The following is a 23058-nucleotide window of genomic DNA, read 5'->3' on the forward strand; positions in this document are numbered from 1 at the left end:
AGTGTCGGTGCGACAACCGAGCGCCAAGCCCGCTGACCTGAGCCCTACAATGCCCTCATGCAGCAAGACACCCGGCCGGCAGCCTCATCGACTCCTGACTTCATAGCACCAAGCCTGCGTCGCCGTATGGCTTGCTGGCTTTATGAAGGCATGCTTTTGTTTGGCGTGGTGTTCATCGCCGGCTATTTGTTCGGCACGCTGTCGCAGACGCGCAATGCACTCGACAATCGGCATCTGCTGCAGGCCTTCATGCTGGTGGTGCTGGGGATTTACTTTGTCTGGTTCTGGAGCAAAGGCCAGACGCTGGCCATGAAGACCTGGCATATCCGCGTGGTCGATACCCAAGGCCGCCCCCTGACGCAAACCCGCGCCCTGCTGCGCTATGCAGCCAGCTGGATGTGGTGGCTGCCACCGCTGGCCCTGCTCTACCCGCTGGGCCTGCCGCCACTGGAGGTTCTGGTGCTGCTCATGGGCTGGATTCTGATCTGGGCGCTGCTGAGCCGCTTTCACCCCAGAAAGCAGTTCTGGCACGACGCCTGGGCCGGCACCCAGCTGGTGCATCAGGCCCCAACTCCCAAACGCATCCGCTAACCCGCCCCTCCATGAGTACCTCCTCACCCGACCCCGTCAACCCGCAAAAAAGCCGTACCGGACTGTCCCGGGTGCTGCATGCCGGCGGCTACTCACTGGCTGGCCTCAAGGCCGGCTGGCATGAAAAAGCATTCCAGCAAGAAGCAATCTGTGCTGCCGTCATGATTCCTCTGGCGCTCTGGCTGGGCCAGAGCTGGGAGCAGACAGCGCTGCTGGCCGGCACCGTCATCCTGGTGCTCATTGTGGAATTGCTCAATACCGGCATAGAGGCAGCCATAGACCGTATTGGGCCCGAATGGCACGAGCTGTCCAAGAAAGCCAAGGACATGGGCAGCGCTGCTGTATTTCTGGCCCTGTGCCTTTGCGGAGCCGTCTGGGCTGCCGCTCTTTATCACCGTTTCATCGTATGACTCAACCCGCTTTTTCCATTTGCGTGTACTGCGGCTCACGCCCCGGCACCAACCCTCAATTCACCGAAGTCGCCAAGGCAGTGGGCCAATGGATAGGCTCGCGCGGCGGCCAGCTGGTCTATGGCGGTGGACGCAGCGGCCTGATGGGCGTGGTGGCCGAAGCCACGCAACAAGCTGGCGGCCGTGTCGTCGGCATCATCCCTCAGGCACTGGTCGACAAGGAGCTGGCCAACCAGGCCTGCGACGAACTGCACATCGTCAAGAACATGCACGAACGCAAGGCCATGATGGCCGAGCGCAGCGATGCCTTCGTGGCCCTGCCCGGCGGCATCGGCACGTTTGAGGAGCTGTTCGAAGTCTGGACCTGGCGACAGCTGGGCTACCACGACAAGCCCGTCGGCATTCTCAATGTGGATGGCTATTACGACGCCATGCTGCAGTTTCTTCAGTCCTGCGTGGGCAACGGCTTCATGGGCGAGTGGCAGATGGGCCTGGTCGAAAGCAGCAGCGACACCTCGGCCCTGCTGCAAAATCTCGTCCAGAATGCCGGCAGCCAGCTGGATACACCGCCTCTGCGCTCGGTAATCTGAGCCCTGAAAAACACTGCAGGGCGTCATCCGTCGACCCGTAGCGCTGCCGACAGTGCGCACACCCGGCCCCAGACCATGAAAAAAGCCAGACTCAAGGTCTGGCTTTTTGCCTGGGGCGCATGACTGGGGCGCGACATGGCGACTTAGACAGCCGTGTCGTCCAGCTCACCCGTACGGATGCGCACCACGCGCTCCACGGGGGTGATGAAGATCTTGCCGTCACCAATCTTGCCGGTGCGCGCGACGTTGACGACAGCATCCACGCAGCGGTCCACGTCTTCATCTCGCACCACGACTTCGATCTTCACCTTGGGCAGAAAATCCACCACATACTCCGCGCCACGATAGAGCTCGGTATGGCCTTTCTGGCGGCCAAAACCCTTGACTTCGGTCACGGTCAGACCATTCACCCCACACTCGGCCAGGGCCTCGCGCACTTCCTCGAGCTTGAAGGGCTTGATGACGGCGGTAATCATTTTCATGGGGCTGGTTCCTCAATTGATTGAAATCGGCAAAACACCGGAGGCAGAACCTCAGGCGCGAAATTTATTGGTAATGGGGTAGCGCCAGTCCTTGCCAAAGCTGCGCATTGTCAGACGTGGACCGACTGGCGCCTGGCGACGCTTGTACTCGTTGATTTGTATCAGACGCGTGACCCGCTCCACATCCGCAGGCGCAAAACCCTCGGCGACGATGGAGCTTATGCTCTCGTTGTTTTCCATGTAACGGGCCACGATGGCATCCAGCACCTCGTAGTCCGGCAGGCTGTCCTGATCCTTCTGATCGGGGCGCAGCTCGGCGCTGGGCGGACGCGTGATGATGCGCTCGGGAATGGGATCGAGCCCCGTGCCGAAGGGATCGTTGGCATTGCGCCAGCGTGCCAGCGCAAACACCTCGGTCTTGAACACATCCTTGATGACGGCAAAACCGCCGGCCATGTCGCCGTACAGCGTGCAGTAGCCGGTGGACATCTCGCTCTTGTTGCCCGTGGTCAGCACGATGGAGCCAAACTTGTTGCTCATGGCCATCAGCAGGGTGCCGCGAATACGGGCTTGCAGGTTTTCCTCGGTCGTGTCTTCGGCGCGTCCGGCAAAAGTGCCAGCCAGCGCGGCCTTGAAGGCTTCGAACTGCGGCGCGATATCGATCTCTTCGTGCTGCACGCCCACGCGCTCGGACATTTCGCGCGCATCCAGCCAGCTGATATCGGCCGTATAGGGCGAAGGCATCATTACCGTGCGCACCTTGTCTGCGCCTAGAGCATCCACGGCAATGGCCAGTACCAGGGCCGAGTCCATACCGCCCGACAGGCCGATGAGTGCGCCCGGAAAACGGTTCTTGCCCACATAGTCGCGCACGGACAGCACCAGCGCCGACCAAAGCGCATGGTGGTGGTTCAGCTGGGGCTTGACTTGCCCCATCAGCGTCACGCATCCATCCACCAGCTGCGCGGCAACCATGGGCAGCTCTTCCTCGAAAGCTGCCGCGCGAGCCGACACCTGACCGCTGGCGTCCACCGCAAACGAGCAGCCGTCGAACACGACCTCGTCCTGGCCGCCCACCAGATGGGCATAGACCAGGGGAACCGCGTTTTCCATGGCGCGCTGCGCAATCACCGCCTCGCGCTCCAGGGGTTTGCCGCTATGGAACGGCGAGGCATTGATGACGGCCAGCAACTGGGCGCCTGCGGCCACGGCCGCCCGCGCAGGGCCGGCATGCCAGGCGTCTTCGCAAATCAGCAGTCCGATCTGGATGCCGTCCAGCTCGAAGACACAGCTTTTCTCACCGGCCGCAAAGTAGCGCTGTTCGTCGAACACGCCAAAGTTGGGCAGCAGTTGCTTGAAATAGCGCGCAATCTGCTGACCATCGCGCAGCACGCTGGCAGCGTTGAACAGTTTCTCACCTTGCTCATCGCGCTGCGGGTGACCGATGACCAGAGCCAGCCCCGGCCATTGGGTACTGGCTTGCTGCAACTGCTGCAGGGCCGCATCGCAGGCTTCCAAAAATGCCGGACGCAGATACAGGTCCTCAGCCGCGTAGCCACACAGGGCAAGCTCGGGCGTGAGCAGCAGGCGGGCACCGTTGGCATAAGCTTCAGCAGCAGCGGCGATGATTTTCTGGACATTGCCAGAGAGGTCTCCCACAACAAAATTGCGTTGGGCACAGCAAATGGAAAGCGTCATGAAAAGCAAGCTAGGCGGTGAGGCCACCAGCCCCCGCGACAATCAGGGCATGGCCGAAAACAAGATTATCACTCGCGTGCTTGCCAGCGTGCAGCAGCTGGACGCACAAACCTGGAATGTGCTGCTGGCCTCTCAATCCACGCCCACGCCCTTCATGCGCCACGAATACCTGGCAGCCATGGAACAAAGCGGCAGCGCCACGCCCGATACCGGCTGGATCGCCCGGGTCATCACCGTCTGGGACGGCGATGAGCTGCTGGCGGCCTGCCCCCTCTATATCAAGACCCACTCCTACGGCGAATATGTGTTTGACTGGGCCTGGGCGCGCGCCTATCAGCAGCATGGCCTGCCTTACTACCCCAAGGGATTGCTGGCCGTCCCCTTCACGCCCGTGCCAGGCTCCCGCCTGCTGGCACGCAGCCAGGCGCTGCGCGTGGCGCTGGTGCATGCCGTCCAGGCCTGGGCAGCCGAGCAGCAGCTGTCATCGCTGCACCTGCTGTTTGGCGATGCCGACGATTTTGCTGCCTGCGCCGCAGCCGGCTGGATGCAGCGCAGCACAGTGCAGTTTCACTGGACGAACACGCCGCCCGCCAGCATGCAGACCTGCGCCGGCACTGCGACAGCACCGTCCCGCTGGAAGGACTTCGACGACTTTCTGGGCTCGCTGAACCAGGAAAAGCGCAAAAAAATCCGCCAGGAGCGACGCAAGATACGCGAAGCCGGCGTGAGCTTCAAAGCCATGCAGGGTAGCGACATCGGTGCGCAGGACTGGTCCTTCTTCTACCGCTGCTATGAGCGCACCTACCTGGAGCATGGCAACCCGCCGTATCTGACACCGGAGTTCTTTGCCTCCATGGCCTCGGCCATGCCCGAGAACTGGGTGATGTTCATCGCCGAGCGCAACGGACAACCTGTCGCCTCAAGTTTGATAGCTATTACCGCTTTGCAGTCAATGACTTCAGCATCAAAACCTTTGTTTTTTGAGGATGGACAAGCGCAAGCAGCTATTAATAACAAGGCGGCCTATGGTCGCTACTGGGGCGCTCTGGAACGGGTCGACAGCCTGCATTTCGAAGCCTGCTACTACCAGCCCATCGAATGGTGCATCGCCAACGGCTTTACCCGCTTCGAAGGCGGTGCCCAGGGCGAGCACAAGATGGCCCGCGCGCTGCTGCCCGTGGAAACACCGAGCGCCCACTGGGTGGCCCATCCCGCTTTTGCCGATGCCATCGAGCGCTTCTTGCAGCGCGAGAGCGAAGGCATGGCTCAATATGTGGAAGAGCTGCAATCCCATAGTCCGCTGCGCAAGGCCTGAAGGCTGAGACAAAAAAGGCCGCTTTGCAGCGGCCTTGAAGCTCAGACTCCAGGAGACATTCAGAAGGTTTCCCAGTCATCCTCATCCAGCGAGGACTTTTGCACATTACGGGCAGTAGCGGATTCGCCAGCAACCGCGCCCCCCATCAAAGAGCGCGGGGCTGCCGGCATGGGGGCAGGACGGGCAGCCACACGACGGACAGGTGCCTGACGCGCCGGGGCGGCAGCGGCGACCACGGCCGGCGCCGCAGCACGGGCTGCAGCCTTGGGTGCCTGGTCATAAAGCGCACTGGCAGGCAACTGGAAGACCGCCACAGCCTGAACCAGATCCTGCGCCTGCTTGCGCAGCGCACCGGCGGCAGCAGCACTTTCCTCCACCAGCGCCGCGTTTTGCTGCGTCGTCTGATCCATCTGCGTCACCGCCTCGCCAACCTGGGCCACACCCTGGCTCTGCTCCTGGCTGGCGGCACTGATCTCGGCCATCAAATCCGTCACCCGGCTGATCGCCGACACGATGTCGGCCATGGTGGCACCGGCCTTGTCCACCAGTTGCGTGCCCTGCTCCACCCGCTGCACGCTGGTGCTGATCAAGGCCTTGATTTCCTTGGCTGCCTCGGCACTGCGCTGGGCCAGGGTACGCACCTCGCCCGCCACCACGGCAAAACCACGGCCCTGCTCACCGGCGCGCGCTGCTTCCACGGCCGCATTCAGCGCCAGGATATTGGTCTGGAAGGCGATGGAGTCGATGACGGTGATGATGTCGGCAATCTGCTGGCTGCTGTTGTTGATGCCCTTCATGGTTTCCACCACTTCGGCCACCACGGCGCCGCCCTGCGCTGCCACCTGGGAAGCATTCATCGCCATTTGATTGGCGGCACGGGCGTTGTCGGCGTTCTGGCGCACGGTAGAGCCCAGCTGCTCCATGGAGGCGGCGGTTTCCTCCAGCGCACTGGCCTGCTCCTCGGTGCGACCGGAGAGATCAGCATTTCCCGAGGCAATCTGCGAACTGGCCGAGGCCACGCCTTCCGCGTTCTGGCGTACCGAGCGCACGGTCTGCACCAGACTGCTTTGCATACGCTCCAGGGCGCCGAGCAAGCGGCCTGTTTCGTCCTGTCGCTCCACGCGGATGACGCCGCTCAGATCCCCATTGGCCACACGGTCCGCAGCCTGCACCGCCTGCTCCAGCGGCGCACGGATGGAACGCACCAGCCAGATGCCTGCCCCTGCAGCCCCCAGCACCGCAATCAAGGCAGCCAAGGCAAGCATGCTCACAGCCTGGTCGTAAACCTTCTCCGAAGCCAGAGTCTCGCCCCTTGCCACATCGCCGTTGAACTTGATCAGCTTTTGCAGAGTCGCCGAAGACTGGTCATAGAGCTTGAGAGATTCGCCTCCCAGCAATTGCTTGGCCTGCTCTTTATCGCCTCGACGCGAAATTTCGAACAGTTGCTTGTTCAACTCGACGTAGCGCTCCCGTTCGCGCAGGAACTGCGTGTAGAGCTCGCGCTCCTCGGCAGTGACAATCAAAGGTTCATAGAGCTTTTTTGCCTCCGCCAGGTGTTTCTGCAATTGCTCGAATTGAGCTTCCACCTGAGCCATATAGCCGGGCTCGTCATTATTGACATGTCGCAACTCGAGCAAACGGGTGCGCGCCAGGTCGGTATTGAGTGTATTGATCACTTCCACACTGGGCAGGGCATTGCCGGTGATGGTTTCAGCACTGGAGCGCATGGAGCGCAGCTGCAGCAATGCCATGGCAACCACCACGACCAGCAGCAAGACCAGAACCCCGAACGTACCGAGAATCCGCGTGGAGATTTTGATGCTTTTCATTGATTGCACCTCCCTCTATTACCAATTAGTTTTTATAAATACTTCTTTTGAATCCATGCCCACAAAGCGCAAGGATTCAATGTTTCTGCTCGATCGGGAAATATCTCTCTGAATGGCATACCAGAGATGGAATGGTCCTTGATACCGGCTTATATTTTTTCAATTGTTTCCAGTTTCATATTCCTTGCCTATCTTCACGAGCCTACAGTCATGTAGGCAGTCGCTTACGTCGCACTTGAGTTACTGAAAGTTACCAATCAGTGACAGCAGAGATTCTCGATGCCATGGCAACCTACATAGCCTTGAAAAAGCATCAAGCCACCCCTCTTCTTGATCAATATCAAGACAGTTTGAAGAAAGCTTGTAAAAAAAACCCCGACAGCATTCGCTATAGGGGTTTTGAGACGGAAGTCGTTGAAACCGGCAATACCTCGACCTCAGAACTGCTCCCAATCCTGGTCATTGCTCAAGGCAGGCTGAGCCGTTTTGACCGGCGCAGGCACAGCATTGCCCGGGCCTTGATCGGCTAACGCCGCAGCCCGCGGGCCAGCGCTCATGCCGGCCTTTGCAACCGGCTCGACCCGATTTTTCAGCGCCGCAGCGGCAAAGCTCTGCGCCTGATTCCCCAACTGAAAAATCGCCACCGAATCGACCAGCGCCTTGGCCTGGCGCTGCAAAGAATCGGCGGCCGCCGCGCTCTGCTCCACAAGGGCCGCATTCTGCTGCGTGGTCTGATCCATCTGGGTGACGGCTTCACCCACCTGGGCCACGCCCTGGCTCTGTTCGCGGCTGGCCGCGCTGATCTCGCCCATGATGTCGGTCACGCGGCCTATGGCCGTCACGATTTCGGCCATGGTGTCACCGGCCTTGTCCACCAGCTGCGAGCCTTGCTCCACGCGCTCCACGCTGGCATGGATGAGCTGCTTGATTTCCTTGGCTGCCTCGGCGCTGCGCTGGGCCAGCGTGCGCACCTCGCCCGCAACCACGGCAAAGCCACGGCCTTGCTCACCGGCACGCGCTGCTTCCACGGCCGCATTCAGGGCCAGGATATTGGTCTGAAAGGCAATCGAGTCGATGACGCCGATGATGTCGGCGATCTGGCGGCTGCTGTCGTTGATGCCCTTCATGGTGTCCACCACCTGGGCAACCACATCCCCGCCGCGACCCGCGACATCGGAGGCATTCTTTGCCATTTGATTGGCTGTCTGGGCGTTGTCGGCGTTCTGGCGCACGGTCGAGCCCAGTTGCTCCATGGAGGCCGCAGTTTCCTCCAGGGCGCTGGCCTGGCTTTCGGTGCGAGCCGAAAGATCCGCATTGCCCTGAGCGATTTCGCTGGACGCAAGGGCCACGCCATGGGCATTGCCGCGCACATCCTGAACGACGGAGGACAGTTGCCGACGCATGTCTTCCAGCGCATTGAGCAGCAAGCCCATTTCATCGCGGCGCTGGTTCTTCACCACCATGCCCAGCCTGCCGGCTGCCACGGCCTGCGCCAGCTCAACTGCCGTGGCCACGGGAGCCGTGATGGCGCGTGTCATCGCAATGCCGACCACGGCGGCAAACAGCACCACCAGCGCCAGCGTACCGAGCAGCCAGTAGCGGGCCAGCTCGAAACTGGACTTTTCGGCCTGCTGGGCCTGAGCCGCGTTCTCGAGCTGCAGCGTCATCAGCTTGCCCGTGCTTTCCGCCAGCTGGCTGAAGGCCTGTTCGGACAACCCGGCAAAGAACAGCCCCAGCTCGTCGGCCATGCCTGCCTGGCTGTCCACGGTGTTGTAGTCGCCATCGCGTGCCCGCGCCAGCAACTGCTCGTGCAGCTTCAGGAAATTCGCCTTGTTGGCCTGATAGCCCTCGTAGGCCTCGCGCAGCGGCGGGCTGGCAATCAGCTCATGGACCACCTTTTCCTGCTCGGCAATGGTTTTCAGGCGCTGCTGGATCTGCTGCTCGTAGCCTTCGATCTCAACCAGGGTGCGAGCGGTGGCGATGCCTGCCTCATGGCGGCGCAGCCGGTTGTACTCGGAGCGCATGGAGGCTGCGTTGTAGACACTGGGCAGCGCCACTTCGGAAACCTCACGGCCCGCTGCATGAATGCTGGACAGCTGCAACCAGGCCACCAGGCCGAGCAATGCAGACAACAACACCAGCGCCGTAAAGCTGATGCCCAACTTGGTCCCCACGCGCCAGTCCGAAATCTTCCAACTCATGCGCATCCCCTCGTATATATCGATACAGGCAATAAAAAACGCACCAAGCGATGTCCGCCGGGTGCGTTTCAAATTGTATATATGCAGATAGCGAGGCTTCTCTGCAAGTAAAGGTTAGAGACCCTTTACTAGTTTGGATCAGCCCTTGTAGTTGGCGATACCGTCCACGATTTCCTTGTGTGCCGCGTCCACGCCCTTCCAGCCCAGAACCTTGACCCACTTGCCCTTTTCCAGATCCTTGTAGTGCTCGAAGAAGTGGGCGATCTGCTGCAGGGTCAGCTCATGGATGTCGCTGAGGTGGTTGATCTTGTCGTAGGAAGGCAGCAGCTTCTGTGTGGGAACGGCCAGAACCTTGCCGTCGACGCCGGATTCGTCTTCCATCTCCAGAATGCCGATGGCACGGCAGGGCACCACCACGCCGCTGGGCAGGGGGAAGGGAGTCATCACCAGCACGTCCACGGGGTCGCCGTCGCCAGACAGGGTCTGGGGCACATAGCCGTAGTTCACGGGGTAGTGCATGGCAGTGCCCAGGAAACGATCCACGAACAGGCAGCCGGATTCCTTGTCCACTTCGTACTTCACGGGAGCCGAGTTGGCCGAGATTTCGATGACGACGTTGAAGACTTCAGGCGTCTTGGAGCCGGGGGTCACATTGTTCAGAGACATGATGGTTGGGAGAAGTAATACAAAAAGCCCGCCAGAGCCAACAAAGCATCGGCACCTGAGGGTCAGCCCGCGATTTTAGGCGCATGACCCTAACGCTGGCATTACATGTTTGAAAGATGCGCGTGCAGTCGTGTATTCCCGCCGGGCAGCCTCGCCCACTTCAACCATGAAAACCCACTCAAACCAATACCCATAAATCGGTGTCAGCTCTCAGAACAAGAGCATGTCAGGCGCTCACCGGATGCCGGCGACGCACGGGCCCGCTGCGCTGCTCCACCGCAGCCTGCACCTCCTTGCGCAGGCCCAGAGCAAAACCCAACTCGGCCGCCACAAACAGCGGGCCTATCAGCAGGCCCATCACATCGTCAAGAAAAGCGGGCTTGCGTCCTTCCCAGTAGTGACCGATGAACTGGATCACCCAGCCCAGCACAAACAGGCCCAGCCCCCAGGCCAGCCAGCTCCCCATGGGCTGCGCGGCGACAGGAGTTGCCAGCGCCAGCATGGCGGCCAGCAACACGCTCATGAACAGGCCGTATCGCCCGTCGAGCCGCCAGTAATACACTGCTGCGGCAACCGCTGCCAGCAGAGCCAGCGAGATCGGCATGCCGCCAAGCGCTCCCCATTGCAGCCTGGCCAGCAGAATCACCACCGCCTGCATGATCATGGGCACACCGATGTAGTGCGTGACGATATTGCGCGGGTCGCGGTGGTAGTCGGCGTAGTTGGACAGTTGATCGATTAGGGTTTTCATCGCTGTATCTCCTTGTCGCTTGTCAGAGCATGGTGGCGCAGCATCAACCTTGCCGTCTGTCATGCCACCGACACAAGCGCTAAACCCTTCACCCAGGCCTGCACTGGCCTCAGTGCCCACTGCACGCAAGCGCGGCAGCTTCGAGCATGTCAACTCCAATGATCTCTGGGCCATCGTGCAGGCCGGCCGCTGGTTCCGCTCGCTGCCGCCGGAATTGACCGCCCAGATGCAGCAACTGGCCCAGCCAAGGCTGCTGGCCGCCGGCGAATGGCTGTTTCGCCGCGGCGATGCCCCCTGCGGCCTGTATGCGGTGGCCAGGGGATCGCTCAGCATCTCCGGCACGGCAGCGCTTCAGGAAAACACCCGCACGGCCTTGCTGACCTTGATCGAGCCGCCGAGCTGGCTGGGCGAGATCGCCCTCTTCGATGGCGAGCCCCGCACCCACGACGCCTGCGCCAACACCGCCTGCGCCCTGCTGCATATCCCTATACCGCCGCTGCGCGAATGGCTGGATGCCAACCCGCATTGCTGGCGCCACATGGCCCTGCTGCTGACCCACAAGCTGCGTGCCAGCCTGATCGCGCTGGAAGAGCAGACCGTGCTGCCTGCACCGCAGCGCGTGATGTGCCGTCTGGTGCAAATGGCCATGGGCCACGAGCAATGGGCCGACCGCATGCGCACCCACCGTGAGCTGGCCGTCTCCCAGGAGCAGATCGCACGCATGCTGGGCCTGTCACGCCAGACCACCAACCAGATCCTGCAGGAGTTGCAGCAGGCCGGCTGGCTGCAACTGCGGCGCGGCAAGCTGGAAGTTCTCGACCTGGCTGCACTCAAGGCCGCAGCACTCACCGGGCAAATCCCCCCGAGCAGCTAGGCGCTGCCGGCCTGGCTCGGGGTCCCCCGTCCCGCCCCGCTGTCCGCTTGGTGCTGGACAAGCCTGCTATCTCTTTGATAATGAAATCGGGTCTGATGCACCAGACCCGGCTCAAGATCATCGCGGGCGACCCAGCCGAGTTCCGACATGCCGTCGTTGTCGCCCGCCATAACAACGGATACCCCATGCCCCTGTCTCCCAGTGCCAGCCGCAAGCCAGTCCCCATCAATATGCGCGACGTCAAATACCGGGGCTATGCCCGTGATGACGGCATGTGGGACGTGGAAGCCGAGCTGATCGACCAGAAAACCTATGACATCGAGCTTCATGGCCGCCGCAAAGTGCCAGCGGGCAAGCCGATTCACCATATGTGGATCCGCCTGACCATCGATGCCGACATGGTGGTGCACGGCATAGAGGCCGCCATGGACGACCACCCCCTGGGCCACTGCCCCCAGGCCACAAAGTCCATGCAAAAGATGGTGGGCTGCTGCATAGCCCGCGGCTGGCGCCGCGCCATTGCCGACAATCTGGGCGGGGTAGTGGGCTGCACGCATCTGCGCGAGTTGCTGTTCAATATGGCAACACCCGCTTTTCACACCGTGCTCAACCAGTTCGGCCCCAATGGCTCGGGCCTGCCGCCACGCCATCTGGGTCAGTGCCTGGGCTGGGACTTCAACGGCCCCGGCGTGGCCGAGTTCTACCCCGAGTTCAAGGGCTGGAAGCCGCTCTCTCAGCAACCCGTGGAAACCACTACAAAAGACTGATCCACAATACCATCAAGCACCACCAGCTATCAATTTTGATAGCCCACAACAAGCCCGCAGCCGGCCCGGACTTCGCTCTTGCGGCACAATTGAGCCTATGGCAGAACGTGTGATCCCCTTGGTCGATGAGCGTGCGGCATCGCGCAGCGCAATCGTCCCCAGCCCCCTGCAGGCCCCTACCGGGCTGCTGCAGGATCAATGGGGACGGCCTTTGCGCGACCTGCGCATCAGCGTCACCGACCGCTGCAACTTCCGCTGCAACTACTGCATGCCCAAGGAAGTTTTTGACAAGAACTACCAATATCTGCCCCACAGCTCGCTGTTGAGCTTCGAGGAAATTACGCGCCTGGCCAGGCTTTTTGTCGCCCATGGCGTACGCAAGCTGCGCCTGACCGGCGGCGAGCCACTGCTGCGCAAGAACATCGAAGCCCTGATTGCCCAGCTGGCCGAGCTGCGCACGCCCGACGGCCAGCCGCTGGACCTGACACTGACCACCAACGCCTCGCTGCTGGCGCGCAAGGCCCGCGCCCTGAAGGAAGCCGGCCTGAACCGCGTGACCGTCAGCCTCGACGGACTGGACGACACCGTGTTCCGGCGCATGAACGATGTGGACTTTCCCGTGACCGATGTGCTGGCCGGCATCGAGGCTGCACAGACCGCAGGCCTGTCGCACATCAAGGTGAATATGGTGGTCAAGCGCGGCACCAATGACGACCAGATCCTGCCCATGGCCCGCTACTTCCGTGGCACGGGAATCACGCTGCGATTCATCGAATACATGGATGTGGGAGCCACCAACGGCTGGCGCATGGACGAGGTGCTGCCTTCGGACGAGGTCATAGCCCGTCTGCGCGCCGAGCTGCCGCTGATCCCGCTGGCACCCAGCGCCCCTGGCGAGACCGCCGTGCGCTGGGGCTATGCCGACGCCAGCGGCCGACATGATCCGCAGCTGGGCGAGGTGGGCGTCATCAGTAGTGTGACCCACGCTTTCTGCGGCGACTGCAACCGTGCACGCCTGTCCACCGAGGGCCAGCTCTATCTGTGCCTGTTCGCCAGCCAGGGTTGGGACTTGCGCAGCCTGCTGCGCACCGGTGCCAGCGATGCCGAGATTGCAGCCGCCATTGCCCCCATCTGGCAACAGCGCGACGATCGCTACTCGCAAATGCGCAGCGAAATGCCCCCCGATGTGGCGCCAGTCCGGCAAGGTCGGCGCATCGAGATGAGCTATATCGGTGGCTGACTCACGCATCACCCCCGAGCAGATCACCGGTTGCGTGCTGGCCGGAGGACGCGGTGCGCGCATGGGCGGTGTGGACAAGGGCCTGCAGAGCTTTCAAGGCTTGCCTCTGGCACTGCATGCATTGCAGCGCCTGGCTCTGCAGGTCGGCCCCTTGCTCATCAATGCCAATCGCAATACAGCAGCTTACGCCGAGCTGGGGCAGCCACTGGCTGCCGAGGTCTGCGCCGACAGCCTGCCCGACTACCCCGGCCCGTTGGCGGGCTTCATGGCCGGCCTCGCCCATTGCCGCACGCCATGGCTGCTGTGCGTGCCCTGCGATACGCCGCTGCTGCCCCTCGATCTGGCTGCGCGAATGCTGGCGTCGCGTGGCGATGCCGATATCGTCATCGCTCACGGCTGGGATACCGAGCATGCCCAGCCGGGGCAGCCGCCGCAACTGCGCCCCCAGCCCGTGTTCTGCCTGTTGCGGGCCGGACTCGCCTACAGCCTTGAGCGCTTCATCACCAGTGGTGGCCGCAAGATAGACGCCTGGACCGGCCAGCATCACAGCGCCCAGGCCGTATTTGACCGCCCCGGGGACGAACAGGCCTTCAGCAACGCCAACACGCTGGCCCAGTTGCTTGATCTGGAGCAAATCGCCCCCGAACGCCAATACTGAGTCACCGGCACCACCAGCCAAAAGCGTAAAGTGCCACGCAGCCCATGGCCGCATCCTGTCATGAGGTTTTCTATTTTTTTGCTGTTATGACTGCGACTTTTCAACCTGCCGCCTCCACCAGCGCCCAGACGCTGACCACTGACCAGGTACTGCAACAGCTGCAAGCCTTGCTGCAGCCGCTGGGTGCGGTCGCCGAGGTGGAAGCCGTCGCCCTGCCCGATGCCCTGGATCGTGTGCTGGCAGCCGATGTGATCTGCCCCGTCAACGTACCGCCCCACGACAACAGTGCCATGGACGGCTATGCCTTTGCCGGCAGCGAACTGGAGCAGGCGCGGCCCGGCCAGCCGCTGATGCTGCGTGTGGTGGGGACGGCTCTGGCAGGAGGGCCTTGGCAAGGCCGGCTTGGCGCGGGCGAATGCGTGAAGATCATGACGGGTGCGGTCATGCCGGTGGGTGCGGATACCGTAGTCGCCCATGAGCAGGCCAGCTCTGGCGAGGAGTGCATTCAGTTTGACGGCAGTGCCCTGCGTGCAGGTGCCAATCGTCGCCTGCGCGGCGAAGACCTGGAGCAAGGCTCTGTGGCACTGCAGGCAGGCCAGCGCCTCACACCAGCCGCCCTGGGTCTGCTGGCCAGTCTGGGACTGGGCCAGGTCAGCGTGCGACGCCGCCTCAGCGTGGCTTACTTCTCCACCGGCGACGAGCTGCTGAGCCCAGGCGCCGAGCCGCGCGAGGGAGCCATCTACGACAGCAACCGCTTCAGCCTGCAGGCGCTGCTGCGCCGTCTGGGAGCCCATGTGCTGGACCTGGGAGCAGTGCCCGATGAACCGGCCGCACTGGAAGAGCGCCTGCGCGAAGCAGCCACCCTGGCCGATGTGGTGCTGACCAGTGGCGGCATCAGCACCGGTGAGGCCGATCACACCCGTGCGATGCTGCAGCGCCTGGGCACTGTGCAGTTCTGGCGGGTGGCCATGCGTCCCGGTCGGCCGCTGGCGGTGGGCCTGCTCGCTCCCGCCGGTGGAATCTCATTGACCAGATCAACAGGCATCCCGATCAAGACAAGCGCAAACCGCTCCCAAGATCTGAGCAATCCACCGCCCACTCAGCGCCCGGCGGTGCTGCTGGGACTGCCCGGCAACCCGGTGGCCGCCATGGTGAGCTTTCTGATGTTTGTGCGTCCGGCCCTGGCCATGCTGGCAGGCGAACGCAGCACCCCCGTGCCATTGCTGCAGGCGATCAGCAGCGAGCGCCTGCGCAAACGCCCGGGCCGCACCGAATATCTGCGCGGCGTGCTCGAACTCAATGAGAAGGGCCAGGCCGCCGTGCGCACCACGGGACCGCAAGGCTCGGGCGTGCTCAGCTCCATGGTCGCCGCCGACTGCATCATCGTGCTGAACGATGCGCGCGGCGACGTCCTGCCCGGAGAATCCGTCAACGTCCTGCTACTGCAGGGGCTGATCTGAAAACGGGCTTTCTGCCTGGTGTTCGACCCTCGATCCATTCTGGGAAATATTGCATGCCATACCAAGCCACCCACTGGGCCACAGAACCCACAAGGCAGGCCATCGATGCGCTCAAGGGCGCGAATTTGCTGGAATTCGGCACCCCCTGGTGCGGCCACTGCCAGCGCACCCAGCCGCTGTTGCAGGCTGCGCTGGCTGCCCAGCCGGAAGTGGCGCACATCAAGGTGGAAGACGGTCCCGGCCGGCCGCTGGGCCGCAGCTATCGCGTCAAGCTCTGGCCCACGCTGATTTTTCTGCGTGACGGCAAGGAAGTGGCGCGCATCGTGCGCCCCGAATCCGAGCAACAGATCCAAGAAGCGCTGGCACAAATCACGAACTGAGCCCAACGCATCTGCCCCGGCTCCTGGCTCAGCCCTTCTTAAGTGCCAGCTCCACACCCTTGTTGGCCAGCGCATCGGCGCGCTCATTGCCGGGGTCTCCGGCATGGCCCTTGACCCAGCGCCAGTCGATGCGGTGGCCGCTGCCCTGCACCAGCGCGTCCAGCTGCTTCCAGAGTTCGACATTCTTGACGGGTTCCTTGGAAGCGGTAACCCAGCCCTTGGCCTTCCAACCCTGTATCCACTCGGTAATGCCTTTGCGCACGTACTGACTATCCAGATACAGCACCACATCGCAGGGACGCTTGAGCGCGGACAGCGCCTCGATCACGGCCTTGAGTTCCATGCGGTTATTGGTGGTCCCCAGTTCACCACCAAAGAGTTCTTTCTGCGCCGATCCGGCCTGCAGCAATGCGCCCCAGCCGCCAGGGCCGGGATTGCCCTTGCAGGCACCATCGGTATAGATCACAACTTGATTCAATTTTCTTCCTTGTTACGCCAGGACATGTCCGGCGGCTGCCTCTGGGTCACGGGCGCCTTCATGCCGGCCGGCACGCTGCTCTTGCGCCAGCTCGGGCTCATCAGCCGCATGCCCTGCACACGCTTGACGGCCACCACGCAATAGACGCCCCCCATCACCGGCCAGCAGCGGTGGCCCAGGCCTTCCATGAACTGCCAGCGGCTCAGCCACTTTTCACTTTGAGTGGCAGGACGATAACAGCCAAATTGCACTGCTTCGATCTCGAAGCTCAGCAATCGCAGCCAATCGCGCAAACGCCAGTAGCCCACACCCAGGCTCAGGTCCGGCAAATAGCCCGCACTGCGCTCCACCCGGCGTTGCAAGCCCAGCAGGCTCGAGGGGTTCAGCCCGCTGATCACCAGTCTGCCTTCCGGCACCAGCACGCGCGCAGCCTCGCGCAGCGCGGCATGCGGATCGTTGCAAGCCTCCAGCGTATGCGGCATCAGCAGCAGGTCGAGGCTGGCCTCGGCAAAAGGCAGGGCTTCCGGGGCGGTTCTGAGCGCCGGCATCAACGGGGCAAAATTCTGTGCTTCATCAGCGGGCGGCAGCGGCGGCGACACTGCGGTCGCCTTCGCTTGCGCTACAGTGCCTGCTTTTGCATCCGGAACGGGATCGAGGCCCTCCAGCGCCAGCCAGCGATGAGGCATGCGGTTGCCGCGCAGGCCTTGCAGCTGTGGCAAGCCCAGCTGCAAGGCATGGTAGCCAAAGATATCGGCCACCGCCTCGTCAAAGCGCTGCTGCTCCCATTCCAGGAGATAGTGCCCGAGGGCTGAATCCGTCCAGTGATGCATCTCTATAATTTTGCAGCTCATGAACCTGTTGCCCATTCCCGCTTTTTCCGACAACTACATCTGGATGCTCCACGATGCAGAACATGCCGTGGTCGTCGATCCGGGTCAGGCCGAGCCTGTGCTGAGCACATTGGCACAGCGGGGTCTGAAACTGCAGGGCATTTTAGTCACCCACCATCATGCCGACCATGTGGGCGGCGTGGACGCCATTCGCGCGGCCACGGGTGCTCCGGTCTGGGGCCCCGCCTACGAGACCCTGCCCGAGCCCGTCACGCGCGTGCAGGGGGGCGACCACGTGGAGCTGCTAGGCGGCCCCTGGCAGGTCATCGATGTGCCGGGGCATACCAGCGGCCATATCGCCTTCTTCAGCACCCGGGCGCAAAGCCAGCCCCTGCTGTTCTGCGGCGACACACTGTTCTCGGGCGGCTGCGGTCGCCTTTTCGAAGGCACGGCAGCGCAGATGCAGGCCTCGCTGGACGCACTGGCCGCCCTGCCCGGCAACACGCTGGTGTGCTGCGCACATGAGTACACAATTTCCAACCTGCGATTTGCGCAGGCCGTGGAACCAAACAACCCGGAACTGGCTCAGTATCTGGAACATTGCCAGCAACTGCGCAAGAGCGGGCAGCCGACGCTACCCTCCACATTGCAGACCGAGCTGGCCATCAACCCATTCATGCGAAGCCGCGCTGCAGATGTGATCGCAGCCGCCGTGCACCATGATCCTCAAACCAGGCCCGAGGAGCCCGCCAGCGTTCTGGCTACCTTGCGCCAATGGAAAAACGTTTTCTGATGAAGCTGCTATCCACCCTGCTGCTGACAAGCGCACTGATATTGACCGGCTGCGCCACCACCAGCAGCGTCGACCCCATGTATCCGAACGGCCCGCTCAAACCCCTGGGCCAGGGCAAAGTCGGCAGCTCCGAAGTCGCAGAACTGGAAGCCACGGGCGACCTCTGGGTGCGTATCCGCAAGGGCTTTGCCATGCCCAACCTTGAGCAGGATCTGGTCCAGAACCAGGAGCAGTGGTATGCCACGCGCCCCGACTACATCCAGCGCATGACGGAGCGGTCGAGCAAATACCTGTTCCACATCGTCGAGGAGCTGGAGCGCCGCAACATGCCGACAGAGCTGGCGCTGCTGCCCTTCATCGAGAGCGCCTTCAACCCTCAGGCCGTATCCAGCGCCAAGGCCGCCGGCATGTGGCAGTTCATGCCGGCCACGGGCACCTATTTCGACCTCAAGCAGAATGTCTTCCGCGACGATCGCCGCGATGTGCTGGCCTCGACCCGTGCCGCGCTCGACTATCTGCAAAAGCTCTACAACATGTTCGGCGACTGGCATCTGGCCCTGGCCGCCTATAACTGGGGCGAAGGCAGCGTGGGCCGCGCCATCAAGCGCAATGAAAAGCTGGGCCAGCCCGCCGGCTACCTCGACCTGCAGATGCCGGCCGAAACCCGCAACTACGTGCCCAAGCTGCAAGCCGTCAAGAACATCGTGGCCGAACCCGAGAAGTTCAACACCGAGCTTCCCATCATCGAGAACCACCCCTATTTCCAGGCCGTGGATCTGCCGCACGACATCGACGTGGAGCTGGTGGCCAAGCTGGCCGATGTCAGCGTCAAGGACTTCAAGGCACTCAACCCCAGCTTTCACAAACCGGTGATCTTTGCGCGCGCCACGCCACAGGTGCTGCTGCCCTGGGACAACGCCAAGGTTTTCCGCCGCAATCTGCAGGCCTATAGCGAAGGCCAGTTTGCCAGCTGGACGGTATGGACCGTGCCCACCACCATCACCGTGGCCGAAGCCGCCCAGCGCGCAGGCCTGGGCGAAGCCGACCTGCGCGCCATCAACAACATCCCGCCGCGCATGCTGATCAAGGCCGGCTCGACCCTGATGGTGCCGCGCGATGCCAATGTCAAGACCGATGTGCCCGGCCATGTGGCAGACAACGGTCAGATCTCCTTCGCTCCTGAAGTCGTGACCGTGCGTACCACGGTCAAGGCTCGCAAGCGCGATACCCTGGTCAGCGTGGCCAGCCGCTATGGCATCAGCGTCTCCAACCTCGCGGACTGGAACGACCTCAAGTCCACGGCATCCTTGCGCCCCGGCCAGTCGCTGATTGCCTACCTGCCCAGCCGCGCAGCCCGCAGCGCACGCGCCGAAGCCAACGACAGCCCACGCGAGTCAGCCCGCAACACCCGTGGCGGCAGCAAGGTGGCAGCCGCCAGCAAGAACGCCAGAGCCAGCAGCGCCCCCGCTCCCCGTGGCGGCAAGAGCGAACCCAAAGCACGTGGCGGCACACCGGCCAAGAAGCGCAAATAAGCTTCGCCGCCCGCAAAAAAGCCCGCTGTTCGCAAAATCAGCGGGCTTTTTTATTTCTGCTCTCTCAAAGAAATCAATAGCAGCACACGCCTGATTTCAAATCGCTGGCAGCCAATTCAAGCGATATTTTCAGCGCCTGTCCACCAGCGCGTGGGCAATCGTGCCGAGATCCACATATTCAAGTTCGCTGCCCATCGGCACGCCGCGCGCCAGCCGCGTGACCAGAATGCCGCGCGACTTGAGCGCCTCGCTGACAGCATGGGCCGTGGCCTCGCCCTCTGCCGTGAAGCTGGTGGCCAGAATCACCTCCTGCACCACGCCATCACAGGCACGCTCCAGCAACTGCTTCATGCCGATTTCCTTGGGGCCCACGCCGTCGAGCGGGGACAGCCGCCCCATCAGCACATAGTAATAGCCCTGATAGGCCCCCGTGCGCTCCATGGCGGCCAGATCGGCCGGAGCCTCGACCACGCACAGCCGAGCCCCGTCGCGCCCGGCGTCATCACAGATGCTGCAGATAGCGCCTTCGGTAAACGTATGGCAGCGCTCGCAGTGATGAACAGAGTTCACCGCAGAATCCAGCGCCCGCGCCAGTTGCAGCGCACCAGCCTGATCACGCTGCAGCAAATGAAACGCCATACGCTGCGCCGACTTGATGCCTACGCCCGGCAGTCGGCGCAAGGCCTCGATCAAGGCGTCCAGAGATTGCACATCAGACACAGGCTTGTCCTTTCAGTCACCAGAAAAAAGGCGACCCGGAGATCGCCTGATATTTGAATGCAGGATTTCGCACACCGCACTCAACGCTGGCATGCCCCAAGCCAGAGGCAGCAAGCAAGCGCCGCCGCGCAGCGAGGCTGCCGTCCCCCTCAGGGGGAAGCGGCTTCGCCGCACAGGGGGGAGCCGTTTAAAACGGGAACTTCATCCCGCCGGGCAGGCCGGGCATACCAGCAGTGATCTTGCCCATCTTCTCGTTGGAGGTCTCTTCCGCCTTGCGCACGGCCGCGTTGAAGGCGGCAGCCACCAGGTCTTCCAGCATGTCCTTGTCTTCGGCCAGCAGGCTGGGGTCGATGGTGATGCGCTTGACGTCATGCTTGCAAGTCATCACGACCTTGACCAGACCGGCACCGGATTCGCCTTCGACTTCGATATTGCCCAGCTCTTCCTGAGCCTTCTTCAGGTTGTCCTGCATGGCCTGAGCTTGCTTCATCAAACCGGCGAGTTGTCCTTTGTTGAACATGAGAATTCCTTCTTTTGTTGAAACGCCTTATTCAGGCTGAATAGATATGGGCTTGATGCTACCGGGCACGATTTTCGCGCCAAAGTCTCGCATCAAGGTTTGAACCTGCAGATTGCTTTTGACAATGTCCTCGGCCAGCAACTGGCTGGCTTGTCTTTCCAGGGCCAGTCGACGGGCAGGACTGTCCGTCACAGGCCCCTGCTCAACCTGCAATTGTCGCGCATGACCGGCCGCTTCCAGCGCAGCGCGCAGACGATCACGTGTGCCGGCCTGATTCAGCGAGCTGGACTCCACGCGCAGTAGCCACAGATCGCCGTCACGACCCAGAAGTTGCGACTGCAGCGCCAGCTGCCGCGCCACGGCCACCACGGCCTCGCTCTGCAGCAACTGCTGCACCACGCCAAACCACAGATCACCCTCGGCTGTGCGCTCTACGGGGGCTGCATCCTGGGCCGTGCTGACGTAGCCGCCGCTTGCGCTCTGGGCCGCCGGCTCGTCCGACTCCATGGGCGGCATGACATGCAAGGGCTGGCCGACATCCAGGTCGGCATCATCGCCCCAGCGCCCATCATCAGACCAGCCCTCATCGGGCATGCCTGCCCAGGCCGCCTCGCTGACATCCTGCTCTTCAGGAGCGTCAACCATATCGGCGGCCTCGGCGCTCTCGGGCGCATCGTCGGCAGGCGTCTGCTCGACCTCGGCGGCGGCTTCCTGATTCGCAGCAGCCATGTTTTGCCGAACCGAAGCAGGCTCAGGCGTCACTTCAGGAGCTGGCGGCTGGATCGACTCCGAGACTGCCTGCATCACCGGCCTTGCGACGGAATACGCAGCTGAATCCTCACGATCAGCCACCGCTTGAAGCTGTTGCGGCTCGGCCATGCCAGCGACTGACACAGGCTCTTGCGCCGGAGTCGACTTCGATGCGGGCCCCGGGGCGGCTTGCACAACAGGCTGCAGCACAGACGGCAAGGCCTGAACCTCTGCCGCTGGCTTCTCCGTCACCGCCGGAGGCGGTTGAATCTGAGCCGGAGCCTGGACAACAGGCCGGCTAGGCCTCAGCGCCGGAGTTTTTTTTTCAGCCATGCCGGCTTCGGCGTTTTCCGGCTTGAAGGCCAGCAGCCGCAGCAGGGCCATGGTCAGTGCCGCATATTCATCCGGGGCCAGTCCCAGCTCGACGCGCCCGTGCAGGCAGATGCTGTAGAGCAGCTGAGTCTCGTCGCGCGGCATCAGACTGGCCAGTCGGTCTACTTCGGCGGCCTCCGGGTCGCTGGCATCCAGCGGCATGTCGGGCACGGCCTGCAACACGGCCATGCGCTGCAACACTGCGCACATTTCTTCCAGCGTCGATGCAGCAGACAGACCGTTGTGACGCAGCTCTTCGGAGACTTCAACCACCGTGCGCCCATGACCCTGCGCCAGCGCATCGATCAGGCGGAATACATGGCTGCGGTCCACGCTGCCCAGCATCTGGCGCACCGTCGTCTCCTGCAACTGCCCGCTGCCAAAGGCAATCGCCTGATCGGTCAGGCTCAGTGCATCGCGCATGGAGCCACGCGCGGCGCGCGACAGCAATCGCAGCGCCTGAGGCTCAGCCGGCACGCTTTCCTTGTCCAGCACATGGGTCAGGTGCTCCAGCACCGTCTCCGGCGCCATGGGACGCAGATTGAACTGCAGGCAGCGCGAGAGCACAGTGACAGGCACTTTCTGCGGATCAGTCGTGGCCAGCACGAACTTCAGATACTCCGGAGGCTCCTCCAGCGTCTTGAGCATGGCGTTGAACGCGGTGTTTGTCAGCATGTGCACCTCGTCGATCATGAAGACCTTGAAGCGCCCCTGCACCGGCTTGTACACCGCCTGCTCCAGCAGGCTCTGTACCTCATCCACACCACGGTTGGATGCAGCATCCAGCTCGGTGTAGTCGGGGAAACGCCCGCTATCGATTTCAGTGCATGCCGCACAAACCCCGCAAGGGGTTGCGGTGATTCCACCATTACCGTCCAGGCCCTGGCAATTCAGAGACTTGGCCAGAATGCGCGACACCGTGGTCTTGCCCACGCCACGTGTGCCCGTGAACAGATAGGCATGGTGCAGGCGCTGCTGGGTCAACGCATTGGTCAGAGCCTGAACCACGTGCTCCTGCCCCACCATTTCAGTGAAGGTACGGGGCCGGTATTTGCGAGCAAGCACTAAATAAGACATAGCCTCTGATTCTACGGGGCCGGGACATGCCAACAAGCCTGCTCCTGGAATCTCATTTCACGGCTCGCGGAACT

23 protein-coding genes are annotated in these 23058 nt (G+C 62.5%); 12 read left to right on the plus strand and 11 right to left on the minus strand.

What is annotated here, in order from left to right; all coding sequences use genetic code 11:
- Positions 1-126: 126 nt before the first annotated feature.
- The 3 genes from FSY45_RS03005 to FSY45_RS03015 are packed head-to-tail and all read left to right on the plus strand — an operon-like array spanning position 127 to position 1591.
- A complete protein-coding gene (locus FSY45_RS03005; RefSeq protein ID WP_003066228.1) occupies positions 127-591 on the plus strand; it encodes an RDD family protein in 465 nt (154 codons plus the stop codon).
- Positions 592-602: 11 nt separating this feature from the next.
- Positions 603-1001 carry a diacylglycerol kinase gene (locus tag FSY45_RS03010; RefSeq protein ID WP_034356988.1) on the plus strand — a complete coding sequence of 133 codons (399 nt, stop codon included), beginning with the start codon at positions 603-605 and terminating at the stop codon, positions 999-1001.
- Positions 998-1591: a TIGR00730 family Rossman fold protein gene (locus FSY45_RS03015; RefSeq protein ID WP_034356985.1), complete on the plus strand. Its 594-nt coding sequence runs from the start codon at positions 998-1000 to the stop codon at positions 1589-1591. The genes FSY45_RS03010 and FSY45_RS03015 overlap by 4 nt, the downstream gene beginning before the upstream one ends.
- A 143-nt stretch (positions 1592-1734) precedes the next feature.
- Here FSY45_RS03015 and FSY45_RS03020 read toward each other — a convergent pair whose 3' ends face one another.
- Positions 1735-2073, minus strand: coding sequence for a P-II family nitrogen regulator (locus FSY45_RS03020; protein ID WP_003056652.1), 339 nt, complete (start codon positions 2071-2073; stop codon positions 1735-1737).
- Between the two features lie 51 nt (positions 2074-2124).
- Positions 2125-3771, minus strand: coding sequence for an NAD+ synthase (locus FSY45_RS03025; protein WP_148747907.1), 1647 nt, complete (start codon positions 3769-3771; stop codon positions 2125-2127).
- Between FSY45_RS03025 and FSY45_RS03030 the strand changes: the two genes are divergently transcribed.
- The gene (locus FSY45_RS03030; RefSeq protein WP_187427519.1) at positions 3770-5086 is read left to right on the plus strand and encodes a GNAT family N-acetyltransferase; all 1317 of its coding nucleotides are present in this window, start codon (positions 3770-3772) and stop codon (positions 5084-5086) included. The two genes, FSY45_RS03025 and FSY45_RS03030, sit on opposite strands and share 2 nt — an antisense overlap.
- A gap of 59 nt (positions 5087-5145) precedes the next feature.
- Here FSY45_RS03030 and FSY45_RS03035 read toward each other — a convergent pair whose 3' ends face one another.
- From FSY45_RS03035 to FSY45_RS03050, 4 genes are all read right to left on the minus strand, one after another.
- The gene (locus tag FSY45_RS03035; protein ID WP_148747908.1) at positions 5146-6915 is read right to left on the minus strand and encodes a methyl-accepting chemotaxis protein; all 1770 of its coding nucleotides are present in this window, start codon (positions 6913-6915) and stop codon (positions 5146-5148) included.
- A gap of 437 nt (positions 6916-7352) precedes the next feature.
- Complete coding sequence (locus FSY45_RS03040) at positions 7353-9116, minus strand: methyl-accepting chemotaxis protein (protein WP_148747909.1); 1764 nt, start codon at positions 9114-9116, stop codon at positions 7353-7355.
- 138 nt (positions 9117-9254) lie between these two features.
- Positions 9255-9782 (minus strand): inorganic diphosphatase, encoded by a 528-nt coding sequence (ppa, locus tag FSY45_RS03045; RefSeq protein WP_003056663.1) that lies wholly within the window; start codon positions 9780-9782, stop codon positions 9255-9257.
- A gap of 226 nt (positions 9783-10008) precedes the next feature.
- Complete coding sequence (locus FSY45_RS03050) at positions 10009-10533, minus strand: DUF962 domain-containing protein (RefSeq protein ID WP_045839647.1); 525 nt, start codon at positions 10531-10533, stop codon at positions 10009-10011.
- Positions 10534-10645: 112 nt separating this feature from the next.
- Here FSY45_RS03050 and FSY45_RS03055 point away from each other — a divergent pair, with 112 nt between their 5' ends.
- The 6 genes from FSY45_RS03055 to FSY45_RS03080 all read left to right on the plus strand — a co-directional run bounded on the left by FSY45_RS03055 (position 10646) and on the right by FSY45_RS03080 (position 15912).
- Entirely contained in the window at positions 10646-11407 is a 762-nt protein-coding gene (locus FSY45_RS03055; protein WP_080944399.1) for a Crp/Fnr family transcriptional regulator, read from the plus strand.
- Positions 11408-11592: 185 nt separating this feature from the next.
- Entirely contained in the window at positions 11593-12174 is a 582-nt protein-coding gene (locus FSY45_RS03060) for a DUF2889 domain-containing protein (protein WP_187427527.1), read from the plus strand.
- 97 nt (positions 12175-12271) lie between these two features.
- Positions 12272-13414 carry a GTP 3',8-cyclase MoaA gene (gene moaA / locus FSY45_RS03065; protein WP_003066207.1) on the plus strand — a complete coding sequence of 381 codons (1143 nt, stop codon included), beginning with the start codon at positions 12272-12274 and terminating at the stop codon, positions 13412-13414.
- Positions 13407-14072 carry a molybdenum cofactor guanylyltransferase MobA gene (gene mobA, locus FSY45_RS03070; protein ID WP_046460690.1) on the plus strand — a complete coding sequence of 222 codons (666 nt, stop codon included), beginning with the start codon at positions 13407-13409 and terminating at the stop codon, positions 14070-14072. Before moaA ends, mobA begins: the two co-directional genes overlap by 8 nt.
- A gap of 86 nt (positions 14073-14158) precedes the next feature.
- Positions 14159-15532, plus strand: coding sequence for a molybdopterin molybdotransferase MoeA (locus tag FSY45_RS03075; protein ID WP_046460689.1), 1374 nt, complete (start codon positions 14159-14161; stop codon positions 15530-15532).
- 53 nt (positions 15533-15585) lie between these two features.
- Entirely contained in the window at positions 15586-15912 is a 327-nt protein-coding gene (locus tag FSY45_RS03080) for a thioredoxin family protein (RefSeq protein ID WP_046460688.1), read from the plus strand.
- A 28-nt stretch (positions 15913-15940) separates the two neighbouring features.
- Here FSY45_RS03080 and rnhA read toward each other — a convergent pair whose 3' ends face one another.
- On the minus strand, positions 15941-16390 hold the full coding sequence (rnhA, locus tag FSY45_RS03085) for a ribonuclease HI (RefSeq protein ID WP_003066200.1): 450 nt from the start codon (positions 16388-16390) through the stop codon (positions 15941-15943).
- Complete coding sequence (locus FSY45_RS03090; protein ID WP_012837791.1) at positions 16387-17220, minus strand: class I SAM-dependent methyltransferase; 834 nt, start codon at positions 17218-17220, stop codon at positions 16387-16389. The genes rnhA and FSY45_RS03090 overlap by 4 nt, the downstream gene beginning before the upstream one ends.
- Before the next feature lie 19 nt (positions 17221-17239).
- On the opposite strand from FSY45_RS03090, the gene gloB reads away from it, so the two are divergent.
- Both gloB and FSY45_RS03100 read left to right on the plus strand, forming a co-directional pair.
- Positions 17240-18013, plus strand: coding sequence for a hydroxyacylglutathione hydrolase (gene gloB, locus FSY45_RS03095; RefSeq protein ID WP_046460687.1), 774 nt, complete (start codon positions 17240-17242; stop codon positions 18011-18013).
- Complete coding sequence (locus tag FSY45_RS03100; protein ID WP_046460686.1) at positions 18013-19545, plus strand: transglycosylase SLT domain-containing protein; 1533 nt, start codon at positions 18013-18015, stop codon at positions 19543-19545. Before gloB ends, FSY45_RS03100 begins: the two co-directional genes overlap by 1 nt.
- 129 nt (positions 19546-19674) lie before the next feature.
- Here FSY45_RS03100 and recR read toward each other — a convergent pair whose 3' ends face one another.
- The 3 genes from recR to dnaX form a co-directional block, all read right to left on the minus strand.
- On the minus strand, positions 19675-20265 hold the full coding sequence (recR, locus tag FSY45_RS03105; RefSeq protein ID WP_046460685.1) for a recombination mediator RecR: 591 nt from the start codon (positions 20263-20265) through the stop codon (positions 19675-19677).
- Positions 20266-20452: 187 nt separating this feature from the next.
- On the minus strand, positions 20453-20785 hold the full coding sequence (locus tag FSY45_RS03110; protein ID WP_003066189.1) for a YbaB/EbfC family nucleoid-associated protein: 333 nt from the start codon (positions 20783-20785) through the stop codon (positions 20453-20455).
- 27 nt (positions 20786-20812) lie between these two features.
- Positions 20813-22984 carry a DNA polymerase III subunit gamma/tau gene (gene dnaX / locus FSY45_RS03115; RefSeq protein WP_046460684.1) on the minus strand — a complete coding sequence of 724 codons (2172 nt, stop codon included), beginning with the start codon at positions 22982-22984 and terminating at the stop codon, positions 20813-20815.
- Positions 22985-23058 lie beyond the last annotated feature (74 nt).

This window comes from Comamonas sp. Z1 (assembly GCF_008121555.1).
Classification (GTDB): domain Bacteria; phylum Pseudomonadota; class Gammaproteobacteria; order Burkholderiales; family Burkholderiaceae_C; genus Comamonas; species Comamonas thiooxydans.

What these genes read in the sequence shown, in the direction of transcription:
- FSY45_RS03005 (WP_003066228.1), top strand. Translation starts at nt 127, where the DNA reads ATGGCTTGCTGGCTTTATGAAGGCATGCTTTTGTTTGGCGTGGTGTTC.
- FSY45_RS03010 (WP_034356988.1), top strand. Translation starts at nt 603, where the DNA reads ATGAGTACCTCCTCACCCGACCCCGTCAACCCGCAAAAAAGCCGTACC.
- FSY45_RS03015 (WP_034356985.1), top strand. Translation starts at nt 998, where the DNA reads ATGACTCAACCCGCTTTTTCCATTTGCGTGTACTGCGGCTCACGCCCC.
- FSY45_RS03020 (WP_003056652.1), bottom strand. Translation starts at nt 2,073, where the DNA reads ATGAAAATGATTACCGCCGTCATCAAGCCCTTCAAGCTCGAGGAAGTG.
- FSY45_RS03030 (WP_187427519.1), top strand. Translation starts at nt 3,770, where the DNA reads ATGAAAAGCAAGCTAGGCGGTGAGGCCACCAGCCCCCGCGACAATCAG.
- FSY45_RS03025 (WP_148747907.1), bottom strand. Translation starts at nt 3,771, where the DNA reads ATGACGCTTTCCATTTGCTGTGCCCAACGCAATTTTGTTGTGGGAGAC.
- FSY45_RS03035 (WP_148747908.1), bottom strand. Translation starts at nt 6,915, where the DNA reads ATGAAAAGCATCAAAATCTCCACGCGGATTCTCGGTACGTTCGGGGTT.
- FSY45_RS03040 (WP_148747909.1), bottom strand. Translation starts at nt 9,116, where the DNA reads ATGAGTTGGAAGATTTCGGACTGGCGCGTGGGGACCAAGTTGGGCATC.
- ppa (WP_003056663.1), bottom strand. Translation starts at nt 9,782, where the DNA reads ATGTCTCTGAACAATGTGACCCCCGGCTCCAAGACGCCTGAAGTCTTC.
- FSY45_RS03050 (WP_045839647.1), bottom strand. Translation starts at nt 10,533, where the DNA reads ATGAAAACCCTAATCGATCAACTGTCCAACTACGCCGACTACCACCGC.
- FSY45_RS03060 (WP_187427527.1), top strand. Translation starts at nt 11,593, where the DNA reads ATGCCCCTGTCTCCCAGTGCCAGCCGCAAGCCAGTCCCCATCAATATG.
- moaA (WP_003066207.1), top strand. Translation starts at nt 12,272, where the DNA reads ATGGCAGAACGTGTGATCCCCTTGGTCGATGAGCGTGCGGCATCGCGC.
- FSY45_RS03075 (WP_046460689.1), top strand. Translation starts at nt 14,159, where the DNA reads ATGACTGCGACTTTTCAACCTGCCGCCTCCACCAGCGCCCAGACGCTG.
- FSY45_RS03080 (WP_046460688.1), top strand. Translation starts at nt 15,586, where the DNA reads ATGCCATACCAAGCCACCCACTGGGCCACAGAACCCACAAGGCAGGCC.
- FSY45_RS03090 (WP_012837791.1), bottom strand. Translation starts at nt 17,220, where the DNA reads ATGCATCACTGGACGGATTCAGCCCTCGGGCACTATCTCCTGGAATGG.
- gloB (WP_046460687.1), top strand. Translation starts at nt 17,240, where the DNA reads ATGAACCTGTTGCCCATTCCCGCTTTTTCCGACAACTACATCTGGATG.
- FSY45_RS03100 (WP_046460686.1), top strand. Translation starts at nt 18,013, where the DNA reads ATGAAGCTGCTATCCACCCTGCTGCTGACAAGCGCACTGATATTGACC.
- FSY45_RS03110 (WP_003066189.1), bottom strand. Translation starts at nt 20,785, where the DNA reads ATGTTCAACAAAGGACAACTCGCCGGTTTGATGAAGCAAGCTCAGGCC.
- dnaX (WP_046460684.1), bottom strand. Translation starts at nt 22,984, where the DNA reads ATGTCTTATTTAGTGCTTGCTCGCAAATACCGGCCCCGTACCTTCACT.